This is a genomic window from Nostoc sp., assembly GCF_036917935.1.
Lineage (GTDB): Bacteria > Cyanobacteriota > Cyanobacteriia > Cyanobacteriales > Nostocaceae > Nostoc.
In genome coordinates, this window is sequence record NZ_JBALEL010000039.1 from 35928 (window position 1) to 54324 (window position 18397).

An 18397-nucleotide genomic window follows, 5' to 3' on the forward strand; every position below is an offset into this window, starting at 1 on the left:
CTACGGTTCAGGTGTGACTACAAACCAACTAATTCACGAGATTCAAAATCAGAGAGTTGTTGAGGGATGCCTACTTTGGCAAGCTACGCTAATCTTGCTTCCAACTTAGCTACAAGATATTCCAAATGAGCGATCGCATTTGCTTTATATTTTTTGCTAAATTCTGCACTGTCGCTCAAGCTGCTTCCCGCAGTTGTGGTTGTGACGGCACACCCACCTCTGGAAATGAAAGCGAGAGTTGTTCTGCTTGAGGTACTGCCGCTTGCTGCAAAACTTGAACTTCAATATTCACGCTGACCAAATAACTACCTGTATCAGCACCAACCGCTTCGGCAATTAGTTTAGCAATGTCTGGGCGTTTGGCAGTCAGCGGATCACGTAAAATACACCGATCCCATTCATGCTTGGCAGTCGGATTGAGGTTGAGAATGTAATGCTTCATCATCGAACTAACCCTTGAATCCATCTTCCAGAAGGTTTTCACAGAGCCGTTATGCATTTGGCTAGGCTTTGTGGACGCTATATCTATTATAGTATATTTGTACTAAAATGGGTGATGTCTGAGTCAGAAAGTAAGGAATATAGACCATTCGCAGTAGCCTACAGGTGTGTATTAGCTATATTCCCGTGCGACATCCCATTGTTTTAGGGGCTAAGGGACTTCCAACGAATAATAATCAAAGCGCGATATCTACGACAGGCTACGCCAACGCCAAATTTATCTATTCCCTTCTATCTCCAATTTGGTGGCGCGTCTGAATCTTCAATACCATAAAATCTGCCCATAGGTAAATTCTAATACAAAGGTATTGCAACTAAGCTTACAAAGCAACACCTAATTTTTATATAAATCGCTATATGGTAGATATCTATATTATTGACCTATTTGTAATTGGTCTACTTTTGCTGATAGTAACGTTAGGGTCAGGTTGGATTACTCGCTTACCTCTTTCTTTTGCCATTATCTACCTACTGGTTGGTATTTTTCTAGGCCCTTATGGCTTAGGGCTGATTCAATTACGTCGGGATGACGTTTTTAACACCGAACTACTGGAGAAAATAACAGAACTTGTAGTAATTATTTCTGTATTTAGCTGCGGCTTAAGAATTGTTCGACCTCTAAGGTTGGGGGTTTGGGATATTACAGTGCGATTAATTGTATTTCTGATGCCAATTTCAATTTTTGCTCTGGCTGCTGTGGGTAAATTGTTTTTAGGGATGAGTTGGGGAGAAGCGATTTTATTAGGAGCAATTCTCGCACCTACAGATCCAGTATTAGCATCAGAAGTACAACTGACTGATATAAATGACCAAGATGAGTTGAGATTTGGTTTAACTTCTGAAGGTGGATTAAATGATGCTTTAGCTTTTCCCTTCGTTTATTTTGGCATTCATGCCTTAGAAGATGACAACTGGGGCAACTGGTTTAAACAGTGGATTACGGTTGATTTAATCTGGGCGATCGCAGTTGGCATTATTATGGGCATTATTGTTGCCAAATCTATAGTTTGGATTGAAACAAAAATTCAAAAACGCCGTGCTGCCGATAAGTTAATGGAAGACTTTATTGCTATCAGCACAATTCTAATAACTTATTCCTTAACAGAAATGGTGAATGCCTATGGATTTTTAGCAGTATTTGTTGCTGGCTTAGTTGTCCAACGCAGTTACAAAAATTCTGAAAAACCGCTAGCACAATTAGAATTTATTGAGCAAGTTGAAAAGCTGCTGGAAGTTGGGACAATTTTACTATTGGGTTCAATATTATTATTGCAGCCAATGCTGAATTATGGTATGCAATCTTTGTTAGTGATAATTTTGTTATTCTTGATCATCAGACCTGTAGGAGTTTGGATTAGCACCATAGGTAAACGCCCTCTAGATTCACACCGCCGAACCTTGCACCCAGGAACTCGGTTGTTATTTGGATGGTTTGGTATTCGTGGTGTTGGTTCTTTATATTATCTAGCCTATGCGTTTAGTCATGGCTTAAAAGGTGAAGTAGGCGAACAAATTGCTTGGATAACTTACACTACAATAGTAGTTTCGGTGATTGTGCATGGAATTAGTACAACTCCATTAATGAAGTGGTATGAGCGCAATTTTGCTAACAAGAGAAAGACTACTCCTCCCACTACGATCGATGAATTTGAGTAAAAGCAATTTTTGTAGCGGCTTTCAAGATAGGCGCTACAATTTAATTATCTGAACCTTACCCCAAACTTGAGAAGCGCTTTGAGTATTAATTCCCCTTTCCTACCAAGAAAGGGGTTACGGTTAGGTCTAGATTCCCTATTTACCTGTCACTTTTTCAATAACTTCTTTCGCTTTTTCACCAAAACTTTCTGGAGGATTTTGTTCTTGTTCAGCCTTCAAATTCCTTTCGTAAGTCTTCTCTATAGTATTAAGATTTTTTGAATCTTTTATTGCTTGCTCATAAGCTTCTTGTCGGTTTTCTTCTTGAATGGCAACACCTGGATCGTATTCATTAGCACGATTAATTTTTTCTTCAGAATTTGGTTTATATTCTGGAGGTACTAGTTTTAATTCTTCAAGAGTAGTTGCATAACTAGGTTGCTGAACGAAAATGAAGGAACCTGACAAACTGATGAAAACCATCAAGCCAACAACCAAAAAGCTTGAACGTAACGCTTGCTTTAAACTTAATAGAATTTTTTGCATGGAAAAAATCTCCTAATCTTTTGTTATGAGCCTTTTTACGTATAAGATAGATTAAATATCTTAGGCTCACAGGCATCCTAAGTGTTTAGGTACAGTTCTTACTTCTACCTCAAGGTATATTAATTTTAGCTATAGTAATCTTATTCACAAAACTCAGATACCCGACTTATCTAAGAAGTTGGGTATTTAATTGTTCACGAATGATTGAGTAGGAGTACAAAGTTGTATAATCTTACCCGTGTACCTCATTAAAATGAGAATCACTATAGCCCTAAATTATCGTGCTTACTGATATCCCGTCCAGAACTCAAGTTCTCGACTAATAGCTCAAGTCTACTCAAATAGACTGAAATTTTTACTTGATTATCGGATAGCCACTTCTGACCAACTGTGATTAATTTTAATTCCTCGGCTTTGCATTACTTCTTCAAATAAATTTGTTGGTAGTGCTTCTTCTACAGGAAAAACTCCTGGTTTTTTGAGTTTACCTTCTAGCAATAATTGGGCAATACTACCTGTGCCGCAACCAGAAGCCACGGCTGTATTTTCATGCACTATAGTTGAACAATAAACGGCTGTTTCACCATTTTTTTGCCCTGTCACCTCAGAACGAACTGCTACCCCAATTCCACTATAATTATTCGTGACATCTGTCATCGAATGGCTGACATGAGAGAGAAATTCAATCATGTAACGACGCTGCATTAACCACTTGGGAAAAACATGTGCTGCAATCCAAGTTAGATGATTGTAAAAATCTGGAACAGAGCCAAACTTGGTAATTACAGTTTTTACTGATGGGAAGGCGTGGGGCAATGTAAAGGTTTCTGGCATATCAAACCAGTAAACTCCACTGCGTCCATAAGGAGATGGAAATTCAACTATTTCCCTTTCACTATAAGGCTTGACTATCTCCCATTTTCCATCTGTCCAAGCCTCAAAAGGATACTGCAACCCCAGAAAAGTTGTCCGCATCACTGTAATGCCAGCACCACCAGAACCCGAAACTAAATAACTTAAATGGATCTTTTCTGGTTGATCAAATTGTTCAACTCCCTGGCGTACCATGCTGTTAGAAATACCAGGGAAAATACCAGTATTAATAATTGCTGTCACGCCAGCAGCAGCAGCTTTTTCATGATAATTAAGAGCTTTGCTGGTATAAGAACGATGATCGCTGACATCTAGATAATTAACGCCTTGAGCAATACAGGTTTCGAGAACATTAGTATCTCGATAGTGAAATGGGCCAGCACAATGAATGACTAAGTTAGAGTTTGCGATCGCATCTCGCAGCTTGTCAACTTCTACCAAGTCTAATATCAAAAACTGCACTTGTCCCCCCGAAGACAAGCTAACAGCCTTCCCAAACTCCGCAGAACGTCCAGTAATCGTAATTTTTGCCTGCGTATGGGTAGCTAGATCCTCGGCAACACTGCTACCAATCCGCCCTCGTCCACCAATAATTAAAATGCTGTCTGTCATTACTCCAGATTCGCAACACTAACCTTATTTCATCAGTTTTGCGTCCTGTTTGCCATCGGTTATAAGTATGAGTTATAGCATTTAATAAAATCCCGGCTCTATCTAAATAGTGGTAAATAAGTTCGTAGTCAGGACTTCAGTCCTTATTTTCTAAGCACTTTAGTGCTTACTACAAACCCTCAAAACCAACTTGATAAAGTACTATATTTGCGCTTCAATTTGCCTGACTACTGTTAGCGCCGAATAACTCACCCCAGCCGTACCTTCCCCTGGATGGGTGGAGTCACCAACTAACCACAGATGCGGGATTGGTGTCCGATTGGCGAATCCAAAGGGGCCAAAGGTGGGAATTCTTTGACCGATACCACCAACTATACCGCGATCGCGGGCTGTGAAATGGGCAAAGGTGCGGGGTGTTGCCGCTTCTTGATAAATAATAGTTTCTGGTTTGAGATAAAAGTATTGAGCAAGACGAGCGATCGCTTCTTGGGTAAACTTTTCTTTTAGTCCTTCATAATCTTCAGTCTGCCACCACTGTGCAGGAGCGACAAATGAAGAAGCAATAATTGTCGCTTTCCCCTCCGGGGCGCGACCGTCTCCAGGATGACTGACGGAAACAAATAGGGAATTATTCTCGCCAATGGGGCCATCAGCATCATACAGAAATTGCAGGTGGGGAGGACACCCAGGCGGAATCGCGCTGGCATCTACACCCAAATACACCACAAAAGCACCCGATGCTTGGGGCAGTTTTTCCACCCGATTTTTATAACCAGATGGCGCTTGTTCTCTCAACAACTGCACCAAATTTTGCACGGTGACGTTGCTAACTATCTGGTCGGCTGCTTCTGTCCAAACTTCGCCAGTTTTCTGATTTCTAATGACAACAGCACTGGCTTTGCCGTTTTCTATTTTGATTTCTTCTACAGTATGGCGCATCAACAACTTGCCGCCATCTCTCTCTAGGGATTGTACCAAGCGATCGCTTAATACTTGCATACTTCCCTGGAGGTGAAACAATCCTTGGGGCAGTTGGGATACACTCAATGCCGTTGCTGCGTAAAGCAATGCTGTCTCGTCTGCATCCACCTGGGAGTATAGTTTCAGTTGCAAATCCAAAAAAGTTCTCAGTCGTCGGTCATTACCCAGTCCACATAACCGTAAAGCATCTCCTACCGTAAATAAAGTGAAGGGTACGGTAATTAATGTACTGGGACGTACCGCCTGAGTTAGCTGCCATAAATCCCATAAATTACGCGGCGGTAGTACCGGGTCGCGTCCTTGAAATTCCCAACTAGCATCAAATAAAGTTGCCATCAACTGCCAAAACGGTTCGCTACCAGGAAACTGTTTTTGTCGTTCCTCTTGCCATTTCTCTTGGTCGCGCCAGACGTTGATGGGTGTAGTTTCCCCAGGTAGATACACCGCACAAGCCGGATTGCAAGGCATTGCTGGCGGTAAATCTATTTCTAATTCTGAGAAAATGCGGTGGTGAATTCCCCCTGGTTCCAACCCCGCCACCTGAGTTGCTCCGACATCAAAGGTAAATCCCTGCCGTTTAAAGGTCGAAGCACAGCCTCCTGGTACGAGGGCCTGATCCAAAATTAAGACGCTGTAACCTTTATGAGCTAATAATGCTCCAGCAGTCAGTCCACCTATTCCCGCACCGATAACAACGACATGAGATTTACTTTTGTCAAGAGAAATGCTGGACATTGAGCAGTTTTTTTAAAATTCTTAATACTTTTACTTATAATTTTACCTTCTTTGAAAGTTAAATAGGGTGCGATTTCTCATGAGACATCTCCAGAAATTAAATATGCTTTACCTAGAAGTCTTGTAGAGACGTAGCAATGCTACGTCTCTACATTTTTTTCACGTGTGTACACAGTAGCAAACGACGCGGGGTTCTTGGGGTTCAACAATTAAAAGCGATAGTTGCGATCGCGCACCCACATACTAACTGGGACTGCTTTACCTTGTGGATCTACTTTCGCCTTCACCACAATGGGGGGTACTTGCCCTCTGCGGGCGCGTTGGGTTTGTAAGTCGTTCCTAATTTGCTGCCGTTGGTTTTCTGGGATGTAATATGTTTCCAAGCCGTAGTTAACAGAGCCATCCTGATAAACACCTTTTAAGGCTACTTGGTTGGCTCTAAGAGTTGTGGGGCGATCGCTACTTACTCGTAATGGTCTCCAAGCTCTCGGAACACCACGACCAGAAGATAATTGCTCTTGCAAAGTCACGTAGATATTGGTTCCTTCGGGCAATCTTCTGCCACTTCCACGACCTTTGCTGACTAATGTTTGCCAGCCAGGTAATCTGCTCAAATTTGAGGTACGGGATATGTTGTAATCTAAGTCTAAGGTGTTACCTTCTAGCACATTATTAGGGTCTACAGGTACGGTTTGCAAAATCACCGTCTTACCTGTCACATCTGTATAAACCGCTTGGGCTGGTACTGCCATAATTAGCCCTGTTTGCAGCGCCAGGGGAGCTAGTAACCGCCAAAAAGGTAAGGGCTTATTCGATTTTTGTTCAGTAGCAATCAAGTAATCCCGAAAAGTCACCTTATTGGAAAATTCGGCTTCGGGAGACAAGGGTTTATTTTTAGATTCAGAAGAAGTATTAGTCATGAGCGTAGTCCTAAAAAGCAGAGGTCTTGAGGAGTTCAAAAGTAACGAGATTAGGACTGACGCAGAGAAACTTTAAAAATTTTGACGCACAGAGATTTCTGAATAAGTTAGGAGTTAGGAGTTAGGAGTGCAAGGTGAAATCATCAATGTTGAAACTCCATCACTTTATGATTGGGCTTCTCCTGACTTCTGATATTATGTCCGTTTGATTGCTCATTAAACCCGAAGAACCCCACCCCGCCAAAGCTGTGCTTTGTCTCCCCTCCCGAAGAGCGGGGAGGGGCTGGGGGTGGGGTTCTTTTATTATGGGTAATTTGGCGGACATGATATGACTCCTGAATTCTTTCATCTTTTGCACTACTTTTTACTTGTAGAGCTAGAGCCACCAGGTAAGCGGCGTTCAAACCAGAGTCCAGCGCTAATTAAAGCAGAACCGCACAGGACAAAGACCAGCGACTTAAAAAGTAAGTCGGTGTCGTACTCCTGCACGCGACTGATAATTTGCAGTGTTACTAACAGCATACCGCCCCAGAAGGAACTTCTGTTGCTTAATTTCAATCCTTCTTGAATTAGTCCCCAGGCTAATGTTGCAAGAAGTACATTGAAAATAAAAATGCCAAGCTCATCAATCCGGCTGATAGTTTGATGCCAAAAAGGTACTATTGCAATAAAGACAAGAAATGTACTAATGACAGCAGTTGTGAAAATCACTTCGCGGCGCGGAGGGTTATTTCTTTGGCGCAGTAGAAACAACCATTGCAATACCGCCAAGCCGCTGAGAATCCCCAAATCGATGATCGGCAGAGACTCGAACAAGTTTGTCACATTCGTTGGCTGATTATAACTATAATCTGGAGATTCCCAGACCCAACGAAAAGACAGAACGTAAAAGACAACGCCGAAGCTTACCAACGCTAAATTACGGGCTAGAGATTGAAACAATCTGTAATTTATGGTTGGAAACAGTAAATCATCATAACTCCAGAATAATGCAGGTGGGAGTGCAAAAGCAAAAGATGCCACCCAAGGGGCTATATCAGCATAATTCAGCAGTGGCAGAGGATTAAGGTTGGCTTGTAAGGAACTAGCAAAAACAAAGGCTGCTAGACCAAAAATCCAACGCGATCGACATAAGTATGCTAAGGGTACAAACACCAGCCATGCCAACAAAGGCAGATGCTGCACTACTAGACGCGACCAAGTTAACTCACCTGAAGCGTACCATAAGTCTCCTAGTCCAGTCCAGTACCCGATTTCCACAAGGACAATTGACAGAAGTCCTAAAGAATTTAAGCACAAACCGAAGGCCATTACTACAACACCCAACCCCCAGGCGAGAAACAATTGGGAAACTGAACCGGTAATATTGAACATCTGGGCCATCAGCAGTAAATTTGCACCGAAAATGAAGGCGCTTAAAATTAGTAAACCTTCTCCCAGTAAGCGTTTGCTTTGTTGTGGCTTCTTTCCTTCAGGTGGCCTCCAGGTGTAAAATCCAGTGATTGCGATCGCAAAAAACAAACTCATCATCAGAATAAATTTGATTTCTCGCGATCCTCCCTGCCAGTTTCCTGCTACAAAGGTAATTATGCCTAAGCATAAAAGTATACTGCCGATCGCGATCGCGATCGCTTTATTGCGATCGCGTGCAGCAGCTTCCAGGTTTTTAAATTGATAACGTTCTGCTATCTGCTCATACTGCGAAGAACTAATTAATCCTTCATCCCTCCATAGGTGTGCTTCTTTGCGTAATTTTTGCGGAAAACTATCTAAGATCATGACCTTCTCCGGTGCAGTGGGGTAGCTTGGCCATTGCGATCCCAATGGCGGTCATTATATTTTGAGTATGAAGCCAAAAGCCTTAATTACATTGTTCTTGTGTAACAGTTTGATTTTGATTCAGATACAACGTACTTCTATTAATTCATAATTCATAATCTTCATGGAAAAACCTTCTAATTTATTACTTAAAGTCTCGCGGCGTTTGTTCACTAATCTAGATGATCAAGAAAAATTTATCGAGGCTTTAATGAATCCTCAGCCTTTTTCACCCAGTATTCTTTGGTGTCAAGAAAAGCCTGATATTTCGCCTTTAGTAGTAGAAACACCAACCTCTTGGCAACCACAATTTATAGACCGCTTATCTCTGGGAGAAAAACCTGGTCAGCATCCCTTGCATCAAAAAGGATATTTCTATTGTTTAGATTTTTCTTCGGTGTTTGCAGCTACTAGTTTGTTAGCTATTCCTCAGTCAGTGAGTTTAGTTTTTGATATGTGTGCAGCACCAGGAGGTAAAAGTATCTTTGCTTGGAAAGCTTTACAACCTGACTTACTCATCAGCAATGAAGTAATTGGTAAACGTCTGGGAATGCTAATTTCTAATTTGAAGCGTTGCCAGATTAGCCCTAGCGCAGTGGTTAATCGAGATTCCAGTATTTTTGCCCAAATGTTTCCCGGCTCTAGCAATCTAGTAATAGTAGATGCTCCTTGTACAGGACAATCTTTACTTGCCAAAGGTGAAAAAGCACCCGGATGTTTTCACCCAACTGCTATTAATAAGAGTGCGAATCGGCAAAAGCGCATTATAGCTAACTCTGCTAAAATTGTTTCACCACAAGGCTATCTCGCTTATATGACTTGCACCTATTCACCAGAAGAGAATGAGCAAGTTTGTGAATGGTTTTTGGAACGTTTTCCCCACTTTCAGGCAATAGAAATTAGTAATTTAGCCAAATATCAATCGCATTTAACTACGATGCCTTGTTATCGGATGTTCCCTCAAGATAGGTTAGGTGCTGGTGCGTTTACAGTCCTGTTTAAAAATACTAATGAGGATGAAGAGGAGCCTAAAAAAGTAGATTTAAATACAATATCTTCGCTATATATCTACCAAAATATGAAAAATTAAACTTAGTTATATTGCTGACATATAGCAATCATAAATTATTTGTGAAGAACGAGATCCCCGACTTCTTTAAGAAGTCGGGGATCTGAGTTTTGTGAAAAAATCAAATAGGATGGCTATATATTCTGGCATTAAGCCAAAATATGTGATGTTTTTAAGAGTGCCGCATTTGTAAATCAGTCATCAGGAATACACATTTTACAGCAGTTACTTTTATATTTGTAAGATTACAAACCTAGCTATTCTCATACCCTGCGAGTTTGCAGATGTTCCAGATGATATGGCCGCACAGCCCTCATACATAGCTGTGCGTCCCTACTTTGAATAATTAACTCTTATAGGTAAAAAAGCAATTTTAACCTTTTCATAATCTAAGATTAACCAAAACTTATTCTATATCAGCTCTCGACTTTCTGAAGTAAACATTGTACAAAAAAGCTAGGCCATACAGGATGTAAATTACATGAGTCGAAAAGTCAGCAAAGTGTTTAAACAGTCCGGGGTAATTCCTTACAGAGTAAACAATGGTAAAGTTGAAATCTTGCTAATTACAACCCGTGACTTTCAACACTGGGTGATTCCGAAAGGAGATATTCCTGATGGCATGAGTCCACCTGCTTCAGCAGCTAAAGAGGCGTGGGAAGAAGCAGGGGTGATAGGGCAGGTAGATGCAAATGAATTAGGCACTTATAAGTACCGCAAACAAGGCAAAATTTACCGAGTTAAGATGTATTTATTACCAGTAGAAATGCTGAGTGAAGATTATCCAGAAGCAAGTAAAAGAAAACGGCAATGGGTAGAGGTGAATAAAGCTATCAGGCGGGTTAAGTTTAATTCACTCAAACGAATCCTTAAAGGTTTTTTCCAGGTTAAATCTCAATTTTGTGCATTGCGATGTTAAGTAAGTGGGCCAGAATAAATTAAACTATATTACGCAATATAAAATGAACTAAGGGTTTGTAGTAAATGGCTCCAACCCTTACTACAAACCTTTACTTATTCACGCCCACTTAGGAATAAGAATTAAATAACATACAATTTATGTCCCTGGCTTACCTCACCCTCAATCCCTCTCCTTTATAAGAGGATGTTTTAAAAGTATTTGGCTGTGATTTTAGGCACTTTGATCCCCCCTAACCCCCCTTAAAAAGGGGGGCAACCTCTCTCAAAGTCCCCCTTCTTTAAGGGGGATTTAGGGGGATCTAAAATGTTTTGATACCGACAAGAGGACTTTTAAAACATCCTCTAAAGGAGAGGGAGGGTGAGACAGGATGAAGTTTTGCATTTTATTTAATCCACGTTCCTTACTTAAATCCACAATAAAGCTACCCAAGTTTTTATTCCGACAATTCCATCAGCTTGCAATTTCTTAGATGTTTGGAAACTAACAATTGCATTCTTAACTGACTCAGAAAAATGCCCATCGATGGCATCAGTATATAATCCAATATCTTTTAATTGCTGTTGTAATTGTTTTACTCTTAGCCCAGAATCTCCTAGCTGTAATCCATTAAATCTATTCAAATCGGCTCGACCACTAACACCAGTTACACCAGATATATCACCTTCATATTGATGGATTAAGTATTGTCCCTGCCAAGCACCAGGAATAGTTGGGTTTTTGGTTCCGTAGTGGGCAATCCATAAGGGATAACTAGCAAAATCAGATGGATTCCCAAGTTCTGTCCAGAAACTGGGGAAGGTATAAATGATTGGTTTGATTGGTTTTTTTGTTTGTTGTAAAAGGGCTTTTTCCACCTCTGCTAACCACTGCTTCGCGGCATTAATTACAGCTTGGCTATTTACTTTGTCATTTACCTCTACATCTATGACTGGTGGTAAGTCTCCCGGTTCTAATTTGCCCAAAGTTTTTAAGAATTCCTTGGCTTGCTGAACCGGGTCAGATGTATGGGGGTGAAAGAAATGATAAGCACCCCGAATAATACCAACAGTTTTCATCGTCTGCCAGTGATGAGCAAAAGCAGAATCTTTGATGCTAACTCCTTCTGTGGCTTTGACAAAGGCAAAAGTTTTACCAGAGTTTTTTACTGCTGTCCAATCTACTCTGCCGTCTTGATCGGCAACATCAATTCCTTCCATAGAATTTTTTAACCTTTGTGAATAGTACAATACTGAACTTATCAGAGGCTTTGATTAAATTTATGCTTTTTCTGGGTCTTGGAGTAAATTACAGAAATTTACTAGGGTTGAGTGGTAACGGCTCGTACTGGAGTCACTCTAACTTTGCCCGTACAAGGCTTGATTTCCTCCGTGAGGGTAAAGTGCTGGTAAGCATTAGGAGGCGTGATTTGAATTTTACTAGACATTGGGCACTGTTTCTCTGGGGAACTAATGTGGTTATATGCTATCTGAAATGAGGCTTGTTTTCCAGGAGCCAGAGTTACTTGTTGTCGAGGTTGCTGACTCGAAAAGTAAGTGTCCTTGGAGCGGATAATTTTAACTCCCTCCAAAGGCTGATCTTTTCCATCCAGTAATGCCAATCCCGGATAACCGTTGAGGGTGCAAGGGGATGAGCCGTTATTGGTGAAGGCGTAGGTAAGTGCAACATTTCCAACGCCAGCATCTTCAAAGACTCGGCGCACTGACAATTGGCTAGTTTCACAGCGCGTCGGATTCGTGGCAGTAGTGGCTTCAGGGGTAGAATGCTCTATAGGTTTTGCAGCCGGTGTGGGTGTTGAGGTCAACACAGCTTCTTTCGTTGGCTGTTCAGTGATTCTTGGTAAGGCTTGTGTCTGTTTGGTAATAGAGGGAGAACCGACACAGCCAGTTGTCACCGCAGTCAGGAGCAACAACATACTGCTTTCCACAATTAGAATTCGCATATCTTCTTTTTTTGTAATGAACTACTTACACTGATGCTTCATATACATTGTAAGTTTCCAAATTTACAATCGAAGCTAATTTGAAGGGAGCCAGTATCCGAAGTGAAGGTACTTTCTAAGGCTAGGGTGTATTGTTATATAAGCAACAGATACCTCGAAGTCATGTTGAAGTACTCCGAAGTCGTGTTGAGGTACTCCGAAGTCGTGTTGAGGTACTTCAAAGTCGTGTTGAGGTACTTCAAAGTCGTGTTGAGGTACTGCGAAGTCGTGTTGAGGTACTCCGAAGTCGTGTTGAAGTACTCCGAAGTCGTGTTGAAGTACTCCGAAGTCGTGTTGAAGTACTCCAAAGTCGTGTAGAGGTACTCCAAAGTCGTGTTGAAGTACTCCAAAGTCGTGTTGAGGTACTCCGAAGTCGTGTTGGAGTACTCCGATGTCTTACATCCACCCTTTAGCAAACTCTCCCGTCCCACAGCCTAAATATTCAACCCAATTAAATATTATCTGTTGCTTCAATCAAAGCACTGCAAATTCCTGGTTCACTCATCGAATGCCCAGCATCAGGAACCACTATAAATTCGGCTTCCGGCCAAGCTCGATGTAACTCCCAAGCTGATATCATTGGGCAGACTACATCATAGCGTCCTTGAATAATTACAGCCGCAATATGGCGGATACGGTCTACATTTAAGTTAAGGCTAAAAACTAAAACTGGCGTAGGTTGGGTTGAGGAACGAAACCCAACATTATCAAGGCTTTGTTGGGTAACGCTTACGCTCAACCCAACCTACTATTCTTCTTAACCCAAGCGTATTGCTATATATGTTGGTTGATGCAGGAGATAAATTATGAATGCTGAAGAGTTGTTGCAGCGCTACGCTGCTGGGGAGAGAGATTTTACTGGAGTTAAGCTGCCAAGAGTTCGCTTGCTGGACGTGAATCTTAGCAGGGCTATTTTCAGGGAAGCGGATCTCAGTAACGCTAGTCTGGATTGGACTGATCTCAGTTATGCCGACTTGAGCTATGCCAACTTGAAGGGAGCGCGTCTCGGTGAAGCCGCTTTGACAGGAGCTAATTTGGAAGGGGCTGATTTGAGTAATGCTGTGTTTGGGCAAACTACCTTCAAAGGTGCTAATCTCAGCCATGCCAACTTGAGAAGAGCTATTTTGACTGAAACATCTTTCGACGATGCCAATCTTAGCTACGCTGATTTGAGAGGAGCTAGTGAGTTTAGTATCTGGCGTTGCAAAGGTGCTATCTTCCACGAAACTATCATGCCTGATGGAAGTATCCGAAGTGAAGGTACTGCATAATCCTCTCGCATCTTGGTAAAGATTGCCTTGTCGTGGATTTAGTCTTACATCCCCGCTTATTTGGCAAACTCCCCCGTCCCACAGCCTAAATATTCAACCCAATTAAATATTATCTGTTGCCTCAATCAAAGCACTACGAATTCCTGGTTCACTCATCGAATGCCCAGCATCAGGAACCACTATAAATTCGGCTTCCGGCCAAGCGCGATGTAATTCCCAAGCTGATATCATTGGGCAGACTACATCATAGCGTCCTTGAACAATTACAGCCGGAATATGGCGGATACGGTCTACATTTAAGTTAAGGCTAAAAACTAAAACTGGCGTAGGTTGGGTTGAGGAACGAAACCCAACATTATCAAGGCTTTGTTGGGTAACGCTTACGCTCAACCCAACCTACTATTCTTCTTAACTTCATCTGTTTTAAGTCTGCACGTATATGTTAGTTAATACGGGAGGTAAATAATGGTCTGGGAAATTACTGCTGAGGAGTTGCTGGAGCGGTATGCTGATGGGGAACGTAACTTTGCCGGAATCAAATTGGCTCATTATGGACTCTATGGATTTCGCCGCTCCAAACATAGTGGACTCGATCTCGATGGTGTGGTTTTGCGAGATATCAACCTGCGAGGGGCTGATTTGCGTAATGTCTATCTGATTGGAGCCGATTTGACTGGAGCCGATTTGGGCGGTATTTGCTTGGAAAGTTGTTATTTGGTAGGAGCAATTATCCGCGATGCTAATTTGCGTGCCGCCTGTTTGGATTGGAGCGCTTTCGATAACGCTGACTTGCGAGGAAGTAACTTGGATCACATGAATGCCAATTGTGCTAACTTCCCTGGAGTCCAAATTGGCTCCTTCGAGTACGCTGTTCTCGCTCAAACCTATTTCAAAGGCGCTCATACCGATGACGGTATGATTCGTCGGGGTTCCAATTTGATCTGGCGCACCACCTTGCCCAGTGGGATTGTAGTAAAAGGTCCCCAGTGGGGGAATGGTCGTGATGCCAGATGAGACAAATTCCTTATCTTTTGCTGCGAAAATAATCATGAATGTCAACTTTAATTGGCAGCGATCGCATTAAAATTACCATTAAATAAGTAGGTATCGTCCCCAGCCTAAATATTCAACCCAATTAAATATTATCTGTTGCCTCAATCAAAGCACTACGAATTCCTGGTTCACTCATCGAATGTCCGGCATCAGGAACCACAATAAATTCGGCTTCTGGCCAAGCCCGATGTAATTCCCAAGCTGATATCATTGGGCAGACTACATCATAGCGTCCTTGAATAATTACAGCCGGAATATGGCGGATACGGTCTACATTTAAGAGTAATTGATCTTCTGTTTCCAAAAATCCCTTATTCATAAAGTAATGGCATTCAATACGTGCGAAAGCTGAAGCAAATTCACTCTCGCCAAACTTTTGCATGAGTTCTGGATCTAAAAAAAGTCTACTGGTACTACCTTCCCAAATTGACCAAGCACGCGCTGCTGTTAATTGAATTTCTAAATCTGGATCGGTCAAACGTTTGTAATATGCTGCGATCAGATCATCACGTTCATCTACGGGAATTGGTTTAAGATATTCTTCCCAAGCATCAGGAAAAATATAGCTAGCACCCTCTTGGTAAAACCATCGCAACTCTTTTTGTCTCAGCATAAAGATACCACGCAGAATTAATCCCGTGCAGCGAGAGGGATGGGTTTGACTGTAGGCTAATGATAAAGTGCTACCCCAACTACCACCGAAGACTGTCCACTTTTCTATACCTAAATGTTGGCGCAGTTTTTCGATATCACTGACTAAATCCCAAGTGGTGTTTTCTCGTAATTCAGCATGGGGCGTACTTTGACCACAACCGCGCTGGTCAAACATTACTAACCGCCATTTTTCTGGGTGGAAATATTGCCGATAAAAAGCTGGACATCCACCACCAGGGCCCCCATGCAGCAAAACGATGGGTTGACCTTGCGGGTTCCCTGACTCTTCAAAATGAATGGTATGAAGATCGGAAACCTGTAAACTACCTTCTAAGTAAGGTTTGATCGCTGGGTAAACTTCTCGCATTTTGCATATTTTATCAGTAATATTGTCATCGCTCGGCTTGCATAAATCAAATAAACTCGATACCTATGATACAACCCTCCAATGGCCTTCTACCTAAAGGGCGATCGCCTCAGCCAAGAATCATCACAGTATTGAAAACTTGGGCTGCTACTCCCGATCGCATCTCAACGATTCTGCTAGCTAAGATGGCATTCAAAATGGCGATCGCTATGGCAAGAAGTCAACTTAACGCGAAATGGGCGGTTAGAAACCGCTTCTACACGAAACTTTACCCACCTTTCCTACGGAACGCTACGCGAACGTGGGTTTCAACAAGGGGCTTAAGCCCCTTGTTTTCCGTTAGTCAAAAAGAGGCGGACTTTGCCTGTGTAGCCGCAGGCAATTCTATTCGCCAAGGCTTAAGTTGACACCAATACACAGATGTGCGCCCCTGCGGTAAACCTTTAGAAGGTGAAAGTTGTTCTCAAGGTACCGATAATAGCATCATCGTTATTGCTGTTTTGACCAGGAGAGGTCAACCAGATTACACCAGGGGTGATTGAGATGTTATCTGAAACGCGATACTTGTAAAAGCCTTCAAAGTGATAAGGTATATCATTACCAGCAAAACCAGGTCGGTTAAAGGAATAGGGTTCTGCACCAGCAAAAATCCCTAAAACGTTACCCTTTTTACCGAAGTCAGGTAAAGCTACCCCAAGACCGTAGCTCCAAGCTTCATAATCATCACCAACACCAAAGCCGATGACATCGTGGTAAGAAATGAAGCCACTAATTGACAGTTTGTCACTGGGTCTGAAGGCGGCTTCTACACCATAAGAATTACTGGAAGATGCGTTTAAGGTACTTAGGGTGTTAGCTTGATCGGTGCCTACGACGCGGTTAGCACTACCCAAACCACCACCGAAATCAAATAAATTACCACCACCAGCACCATTATACCCGTGAACGTAGGTAGCAGCGATCGCCAAGCGATCGCCAACACTAAAGTTCAACTGTCCAAGAGCTGCATAGTTACCTTCCAACAAACCTTGATTTGCCCCAGGATTATTAGCGTTTGACGCCAAGTAGCCTATAGTCAGTGAAGGTTTGAAAAAGCTACCGCTACCAAAGGGTAAAGTCAGCGCCGCACCTGCACCACCACCAATGCGATAGATGGGACTTTCAGAAGCAAAGGTAGACAAGGCACCATTACCACCATCAAAGTCCTCAAAGTAAGGGTTGTTAGTGGCAACATAATCGCTATGAATACCTCCGGTGCCCGCAAAGTAAGCTTGGACTGGGCCTATGGGTACGTAATACGCCAGCCAGTCTATAATGACACTATTGTTAGTAGTGCTGCCGATTTGAAATGTTTGTGTGCCTTCAGCAGTATTGATCGCAGCACCACCATTCCCTACTTGACTAAAGGCTAGTGCATTACCAGCTGCAAGACGGGTGTGTAAAATGTCTTTACCCGTGAAGCTGGTTTGCAAGTCTAAACGTACCCTATCTTGGAAGACAGTATTATTAGCATCGCCAGTATTACCGCCAAACACATCACTAACAGCAAAAATAGCTTCACCTACCAATTTTGTGGTAGTGGAAAACTGATTAGCTTCAAGTTCGGCACTCCGTGTTTCTACAGAGTCTACTCGACCACGCAGAGTTGCTAGTTCTGCTGAGTATTCCTCTTGCAAACGCTGGAGAGTCGCCAAATCCTGTTTTGATACCAAGTCAGCGGTTGCTGTCGCAATCAGTTCATTAACTCGATCTAAACAAGCATTTAAACCTGCGGCAAACTCATAACGAGTCAGTGCCCGATTGCCACGGTAGGTGCTATTGGGGTATCCAGCAATACAACCGTAGCGTTCAACCAGGGATTGCAAAGCTTGGAATGCCCAATCAGTCGGCTGTACATCAGAAAATTGAGAAACTGATGTGACTTGAGACAGTGAATTTTGGTTCTTGGCTTCGCTGCTGTAGCGATTAACCTCTTCTAAAACGTTATTTTCATCAGTCTTTTGGGCAACCAACTGCTGATTAACTTTTGGTTGCTCTGTTTGAATGAATATTGAAGCATTTGATGCTTCTGTCTGAGTAGCTTTTGCCTTTGTCTGTTCAGAATAACTTGCTACTTCAGCAGCCATAGCCCTAGCGGAAACCAACACCGTCACTCCCAAAACTACTGGACTTAATACCAGAGTTTTCCACAATAGATGAGACATTTTTTATTTTCCTTTCCCAAAAAATAACCGAAATCAGTGGGTTCAAGAAAAAGAGAACAAGCAATTATTCTATTTGTTGGAAATCTTATCAGATTGCTGTTACCTAAGCTATATCTAAGAAAATTTTCCCAGATCAAGAATCGTAAATTTTTACAGATGGCTTCTTTGCCAAAGGTCGGGTTTCTAAGGTAATTTTGGTCTATTTTGGGCTATTTTTAGACTTTAGCTTCTTGTTTTGAACCCTGATTTGCGGTAGCT

The 18397-nt window shown here is 42.2% G+C and carries 16 protein-coding genes and 2 pseudogenes; 6 read left to right on the plus strand and 12 right to left on the minus strand.

Annotated elements, in window-relative coordinates; translation table 11 throughout:
• Positions 1-175: 175 nt before the first annotated feature.
• On the minus strand, positions 176-445 hold the full coding sequence (locus tag V7K62_RS17510) for a hypothetical protein (protein ID WP_334866123.1): 270 nt from the start codon (positions 443-445) through the stop codon (positions 176-178).
• Between the two features lie 413 nt (positions 446-858).
• Here V7K62_RS17510 and V7K62_RS17515 point away from each other — a divergent pair, with 413 nt between their 5' ends.
• A complete protein-coding gene (locus V7K62_RS17515; protein WP_334866125.1) occupies positions 859-2157 on the plus strand; it encodes a cation:proton antiporter in 1299 nt (432 codons plus the stop codon).
• 135 nt (positions 2158-2292) lie between these two features.
• On the opposite strand, the gene V7K62_RS17520 is transcribed toward V7K62_RS17515, so the two are convergent.
• The 5 genes from V7K62_RS17520 to V7K62_RS17540 form a co-directional block, all read right to left on the minus strand.
• Entirely contained in the window at positions 2293-2682 is a 390-nt protein-coding gene (locus tag V7K62_RS17520) for a hypothetical protein (RefSeq protein WP_334866127.1), read from the minus strand.
• A gap of 363 nt (positions 2683-3045) precedes the next feature.
• Entirely contained in the window at positions 3046-4167 is a 1122-nt protein-coding gene (locus tag V7K62_RS17525) for a saccharopine dehydrogenase family protein (protein ID WP_334866129.1), read from the minus strand.
• Positions 4168-4368: 201 nt separating this feature from the next.
• Positions 4369-5883 carry a C-3',4' desaturase CrtD gene (crtD, locus tag V7K62_RS17530; protein WP_334866131.1) on the minus strand — a complete coding sequence of 505 codons (1515 nt, stop codon included), beginning with the start codon at positions 5881-5883 and terminating at the stop codon, positions 4369-4371.
• 209 nt (positions 5884-6092) lie between these two features.
• Positions 6093-6803, minus strand: coding sequence for a GDYXXLXY domain-containing protein (locus V7K62_RS17535; protein WP_334866133.1), 711 nt, complete (start codon positions 6801-6803; stop codon positions 6093-6095).
• Positions 6804-7160: 357 nt separating this feature from the next.
• A complete protein-coding gene (locus V7K62_RS17540; RefSeq protein ID WP_334866134.1) occupies positions 7161-8582 on the minus strand; it encodes a DUF2157 domain-containing protein in 1422 nt (473 codons plus the stop codon).
• 163 nt (positions 8583-8745) lie between these two features.
• Between V7K62_RS17540 and V7K62_RS17545 the strand changes: the two genes are divergently transcribed.
• Together V7K62_RS17545 and V7K62_RS17550 are read left to right on the plus strand one after the other, a co-directional pair.
• A complete protein-coding gene (locus tag V7K62_RS17545) occupies positions 8746-9711 on the plus strand; it encodes an RsmB/NOP family class I SAM-dependent RNA methyltransferase (RefSeq protein ID WP_334866136.1) in 966 nt (321 codons plus the stop codon).
• 460 nt (positions 9712-10171) lie between these two features.
• The gene (locus V7K62_RS17550; protein ID WP_334866138.1) at positions 10172-10609 is read left to right on the plus strand and encodes an NUDIX hydrolase; all 438 of its coding nucleotides are present in this window, start codon (positions 10172-10174) and stop codon (positions 10607-10609) included.
• A gap of 407 nt (positions 10610-11016) precedes the next feature.
• On the opposite strand, the gene V7K62_RS17555 is transcribed toward V7K62_RS17550, so the two are convergent.
• The 3 genes and pseudogenes from V7K62_RS17555 to V7K62_RS17565 form a co-directional block, all read right to left on the minus strand.
• The gene (locus V7K62_RS17555; RefSeq protein ID WP_334866140.1) at positions 11017-11808 is read right to left on the minus strand and encodes a GH25 family lysozyme; all 792 of its coding nucleotides are present in this window, start codon (positions 11806-11808) and stop codon (positions 11017-11019) included.
• 101 nt (positions 11809-11909) lie between these two features.
• Positions 11910-12551 carry a DUF4232 domain-containing protein gene (locus tag V7K62_RS17560; protein ID WP_334866142.1) on the minus strand — a complete coding sequence of 214 codons (642 nt, stop codon included), beginning with the start codon at positions 12549-12551 and terminating at the stop codon, positions 11910-11912.
• Positions 12552-13041: 490 nt separating this feature from the next.
• Positions 13042-13245, minus strand: a pseudogene (locus V7K62_RS17565) (alpha/beta hydrolase); the annotation flags it as partial.
• Between the two features lie 151 nt (positions 13246-13396).
• Between V7K62_RS17565 and V7K62_RS17570 the strand changes: the two are divergent.
• A complete protein-coding gene (locus tag V7K62_RS17570; protein WP_334866144.1) occupies positions 13397-13861 on the plus strand; it encodes a pentapeptide repeat-containing protein in 465 nt (154 codons plus the stop codon).
• Positions 13862-13963: 102 nt separating this feature from the next.
• Here V7K62_RS17570 and V7K62_RS17575 read toward each other — a convergent pair.
• Positions 13964-14167: pseudogene (locus tag V7K62_RS17575) on the minus strand (alpha/beta hydrolase); the annotation flags it as partial.
• Between the two features lie 159 nt (positions 14168-14326).
• Here V7K62_RS17575 and V7K62_RS17580 point away from each other — a divergent pair.
• The gene (locus V7K62_RS17580; RefSeq protein ID WP_334866146.1) at positions 14327-14875 is read left to right on the plus strand and encodes a pentapeptide repeat-containing protein; all 549 of its coding nucleotides are present in this window, start codon (positions 14327-14329) and stop codon (positions 14873-14875) included.
• Between the two features lie 121 nt (positions 14876-14996).
• Here V7K62_RS17580 and pip read toward each other — a convergent pair whose 3' ends face one another.
• A complete protein-coding gene (gene pip / locus V7K62_RS17585) occupies positions 14997-15935 on the minus strand; it encodes a prolyl aminopeptidase (RefSeq protein ID WP_334866148.1) in 939 nt (312 codons plus the stop codon).
• A 65-nt stretch (positions 15936-16000) separates the two neighbouring features.
• Here pip and V7K62_RS17590 point away from each other — a divergent pair, with 65 nt between their 5' ends.
• A complete protein-coding gene (locus tag V7K62_RS17590) occupies positions 16001-16342 on the plus strand; it encodes a hypothetical protein (protein WP_334866150.1) in 342 nt (113 codons plus the stop codon).
• A gap of 36 nt (positions 16343-16378) precedes the next feature.
• On the opposite strand, the gene V7K62_RS17595 is transcribed toward V7K62_RS17590, so the two are convergent.
• Positions 16379-18139: an iron uptake porin gene (locus tag V7K62_RS17595; protein WP_334866152.1), complete on the minus strand. Its 1761-nt coding sequence runs from the start codon at positions 18137-18139 to the stop codon at positions 16379-16381.
• Positions 18140-18397 lie beyond the last annotated feature (258 nt).

Excerpts from the sequence above, each read along its gene's own strand:
- V7K62_RS17510 (WP_334866123.1), bottom strand. The coding sequence starts at position 445 with ATGATGAAGCATTACATTCTCAACCTCAATCCGACTGCCAAGCATGAA.
- V7K62_RS17515 (WP_334866125.1), top strand. The coding sequence starts at position 859 with ATGGTAGATATCTATATTATTGACCTATTTGTAATTGGTCTACTTTTG.
- V7K62_RS17520 (WP_334866127.1), bottom strand. The coding sequence starts at position 2,682 with ATGCAAAAAATTCTATTAAGTTTAAAGCAAGCGTTACGTTCAAGCTTT.
- V7K62_RS17525 (WP_334866129.1), bottom strand. The coding sequence starts at position 4,167 with ATGACAGACAGCATTTTAATTATTGGTGGACGAGGGCGGATTGGTAGC.
- crtD (WP_334866131.1), bottom strand. The coding sequence starts at position 5,883 with ATGTCCAGCATTTCTCTTGACAAAAGTAAATCTCATGTCGTTGTTATC.
- V7K62_RS17535 (WP_334866133.1), bottom strand. The coding sequence starts at position 6,803 with ATGACTAATACTTCTTCTGAATCTAAAAATAAACCCTTGTCTCCCGAA.
- V7K62_RS17540 (WP_334866134.1), bottom strand. The coding sequence starts at position 8,582 with ATGATCTTAGATAGTTTTCCGCAAAAATTACGCAAAGAAGCACACCTA.
- V7K62_RS17545 (WP_334866136.1), top strand. The coding sequence starts at position 8,746 with ATGGAAAAACCTTCTAATTTATTACTTAAAGTCTCGCGGCGTTTGTTC.
- V7K62_RS17550 (WP_334866138.1), top strand. The coding sequence starts at position 10,172 with ATGAGTCGAAAAGTCAGCAAAGTGTTTAAACAGTCCGGGGTAATTCCT.
- V7K62_RS17555 (WP_334866140.1), bottom strand. The coding sequence starts at position 11,808 with ATGGAAGGAATTGATGTTGCCGATCAAGACGGCAGAGTAGATTGGACA.
- V7K62_RS17560 (WP_334866142.1), bottom strand. The coding sequence starts at position 12,551 with ATGCGAATTCTAATTGTGGAAAGCAGTATGTTGTTGCTCCTGACTGCG.
- V7K62_RS17570 (WP_334866144.1), top strand. The coding sequence starts at position 13,397 with ATGAATGCTGAAGAGTTGTTGCAGCGCTACGCTGCTGGGGAGAGAGAT.
- V7K62_RS17580 (WP_334866146.1), top strand. The coding sequence starts at position 14,327 with ATGGTCTGGGAAATTACTGCTGAGGAGTTGCTGGAGCGGTATGCTGAT.
- pip (WP_334866148.1), bottom strand. The coding sequence starts at position 15,935 with ATGCGAGAAGTTTACCCAGCGATCAAACCTTACTTAGAAGGTAGTTTA.
- V7K62_RS17590 (WP_334866150.1), top strand. The coding sequence starts at position 16,001 with ATGATACAACCCTCCAATGGCCTTCTACCTAAAGGGCGATCGCCTCAG.
- V7K62_RS17595 (WP_334866152.1), bottom strand. The coding sequence starts at position 18,139 with ATGTCTCATCTATTGTGGAAAACTCTGGTATTAAGTCCAGTAGTTTTG.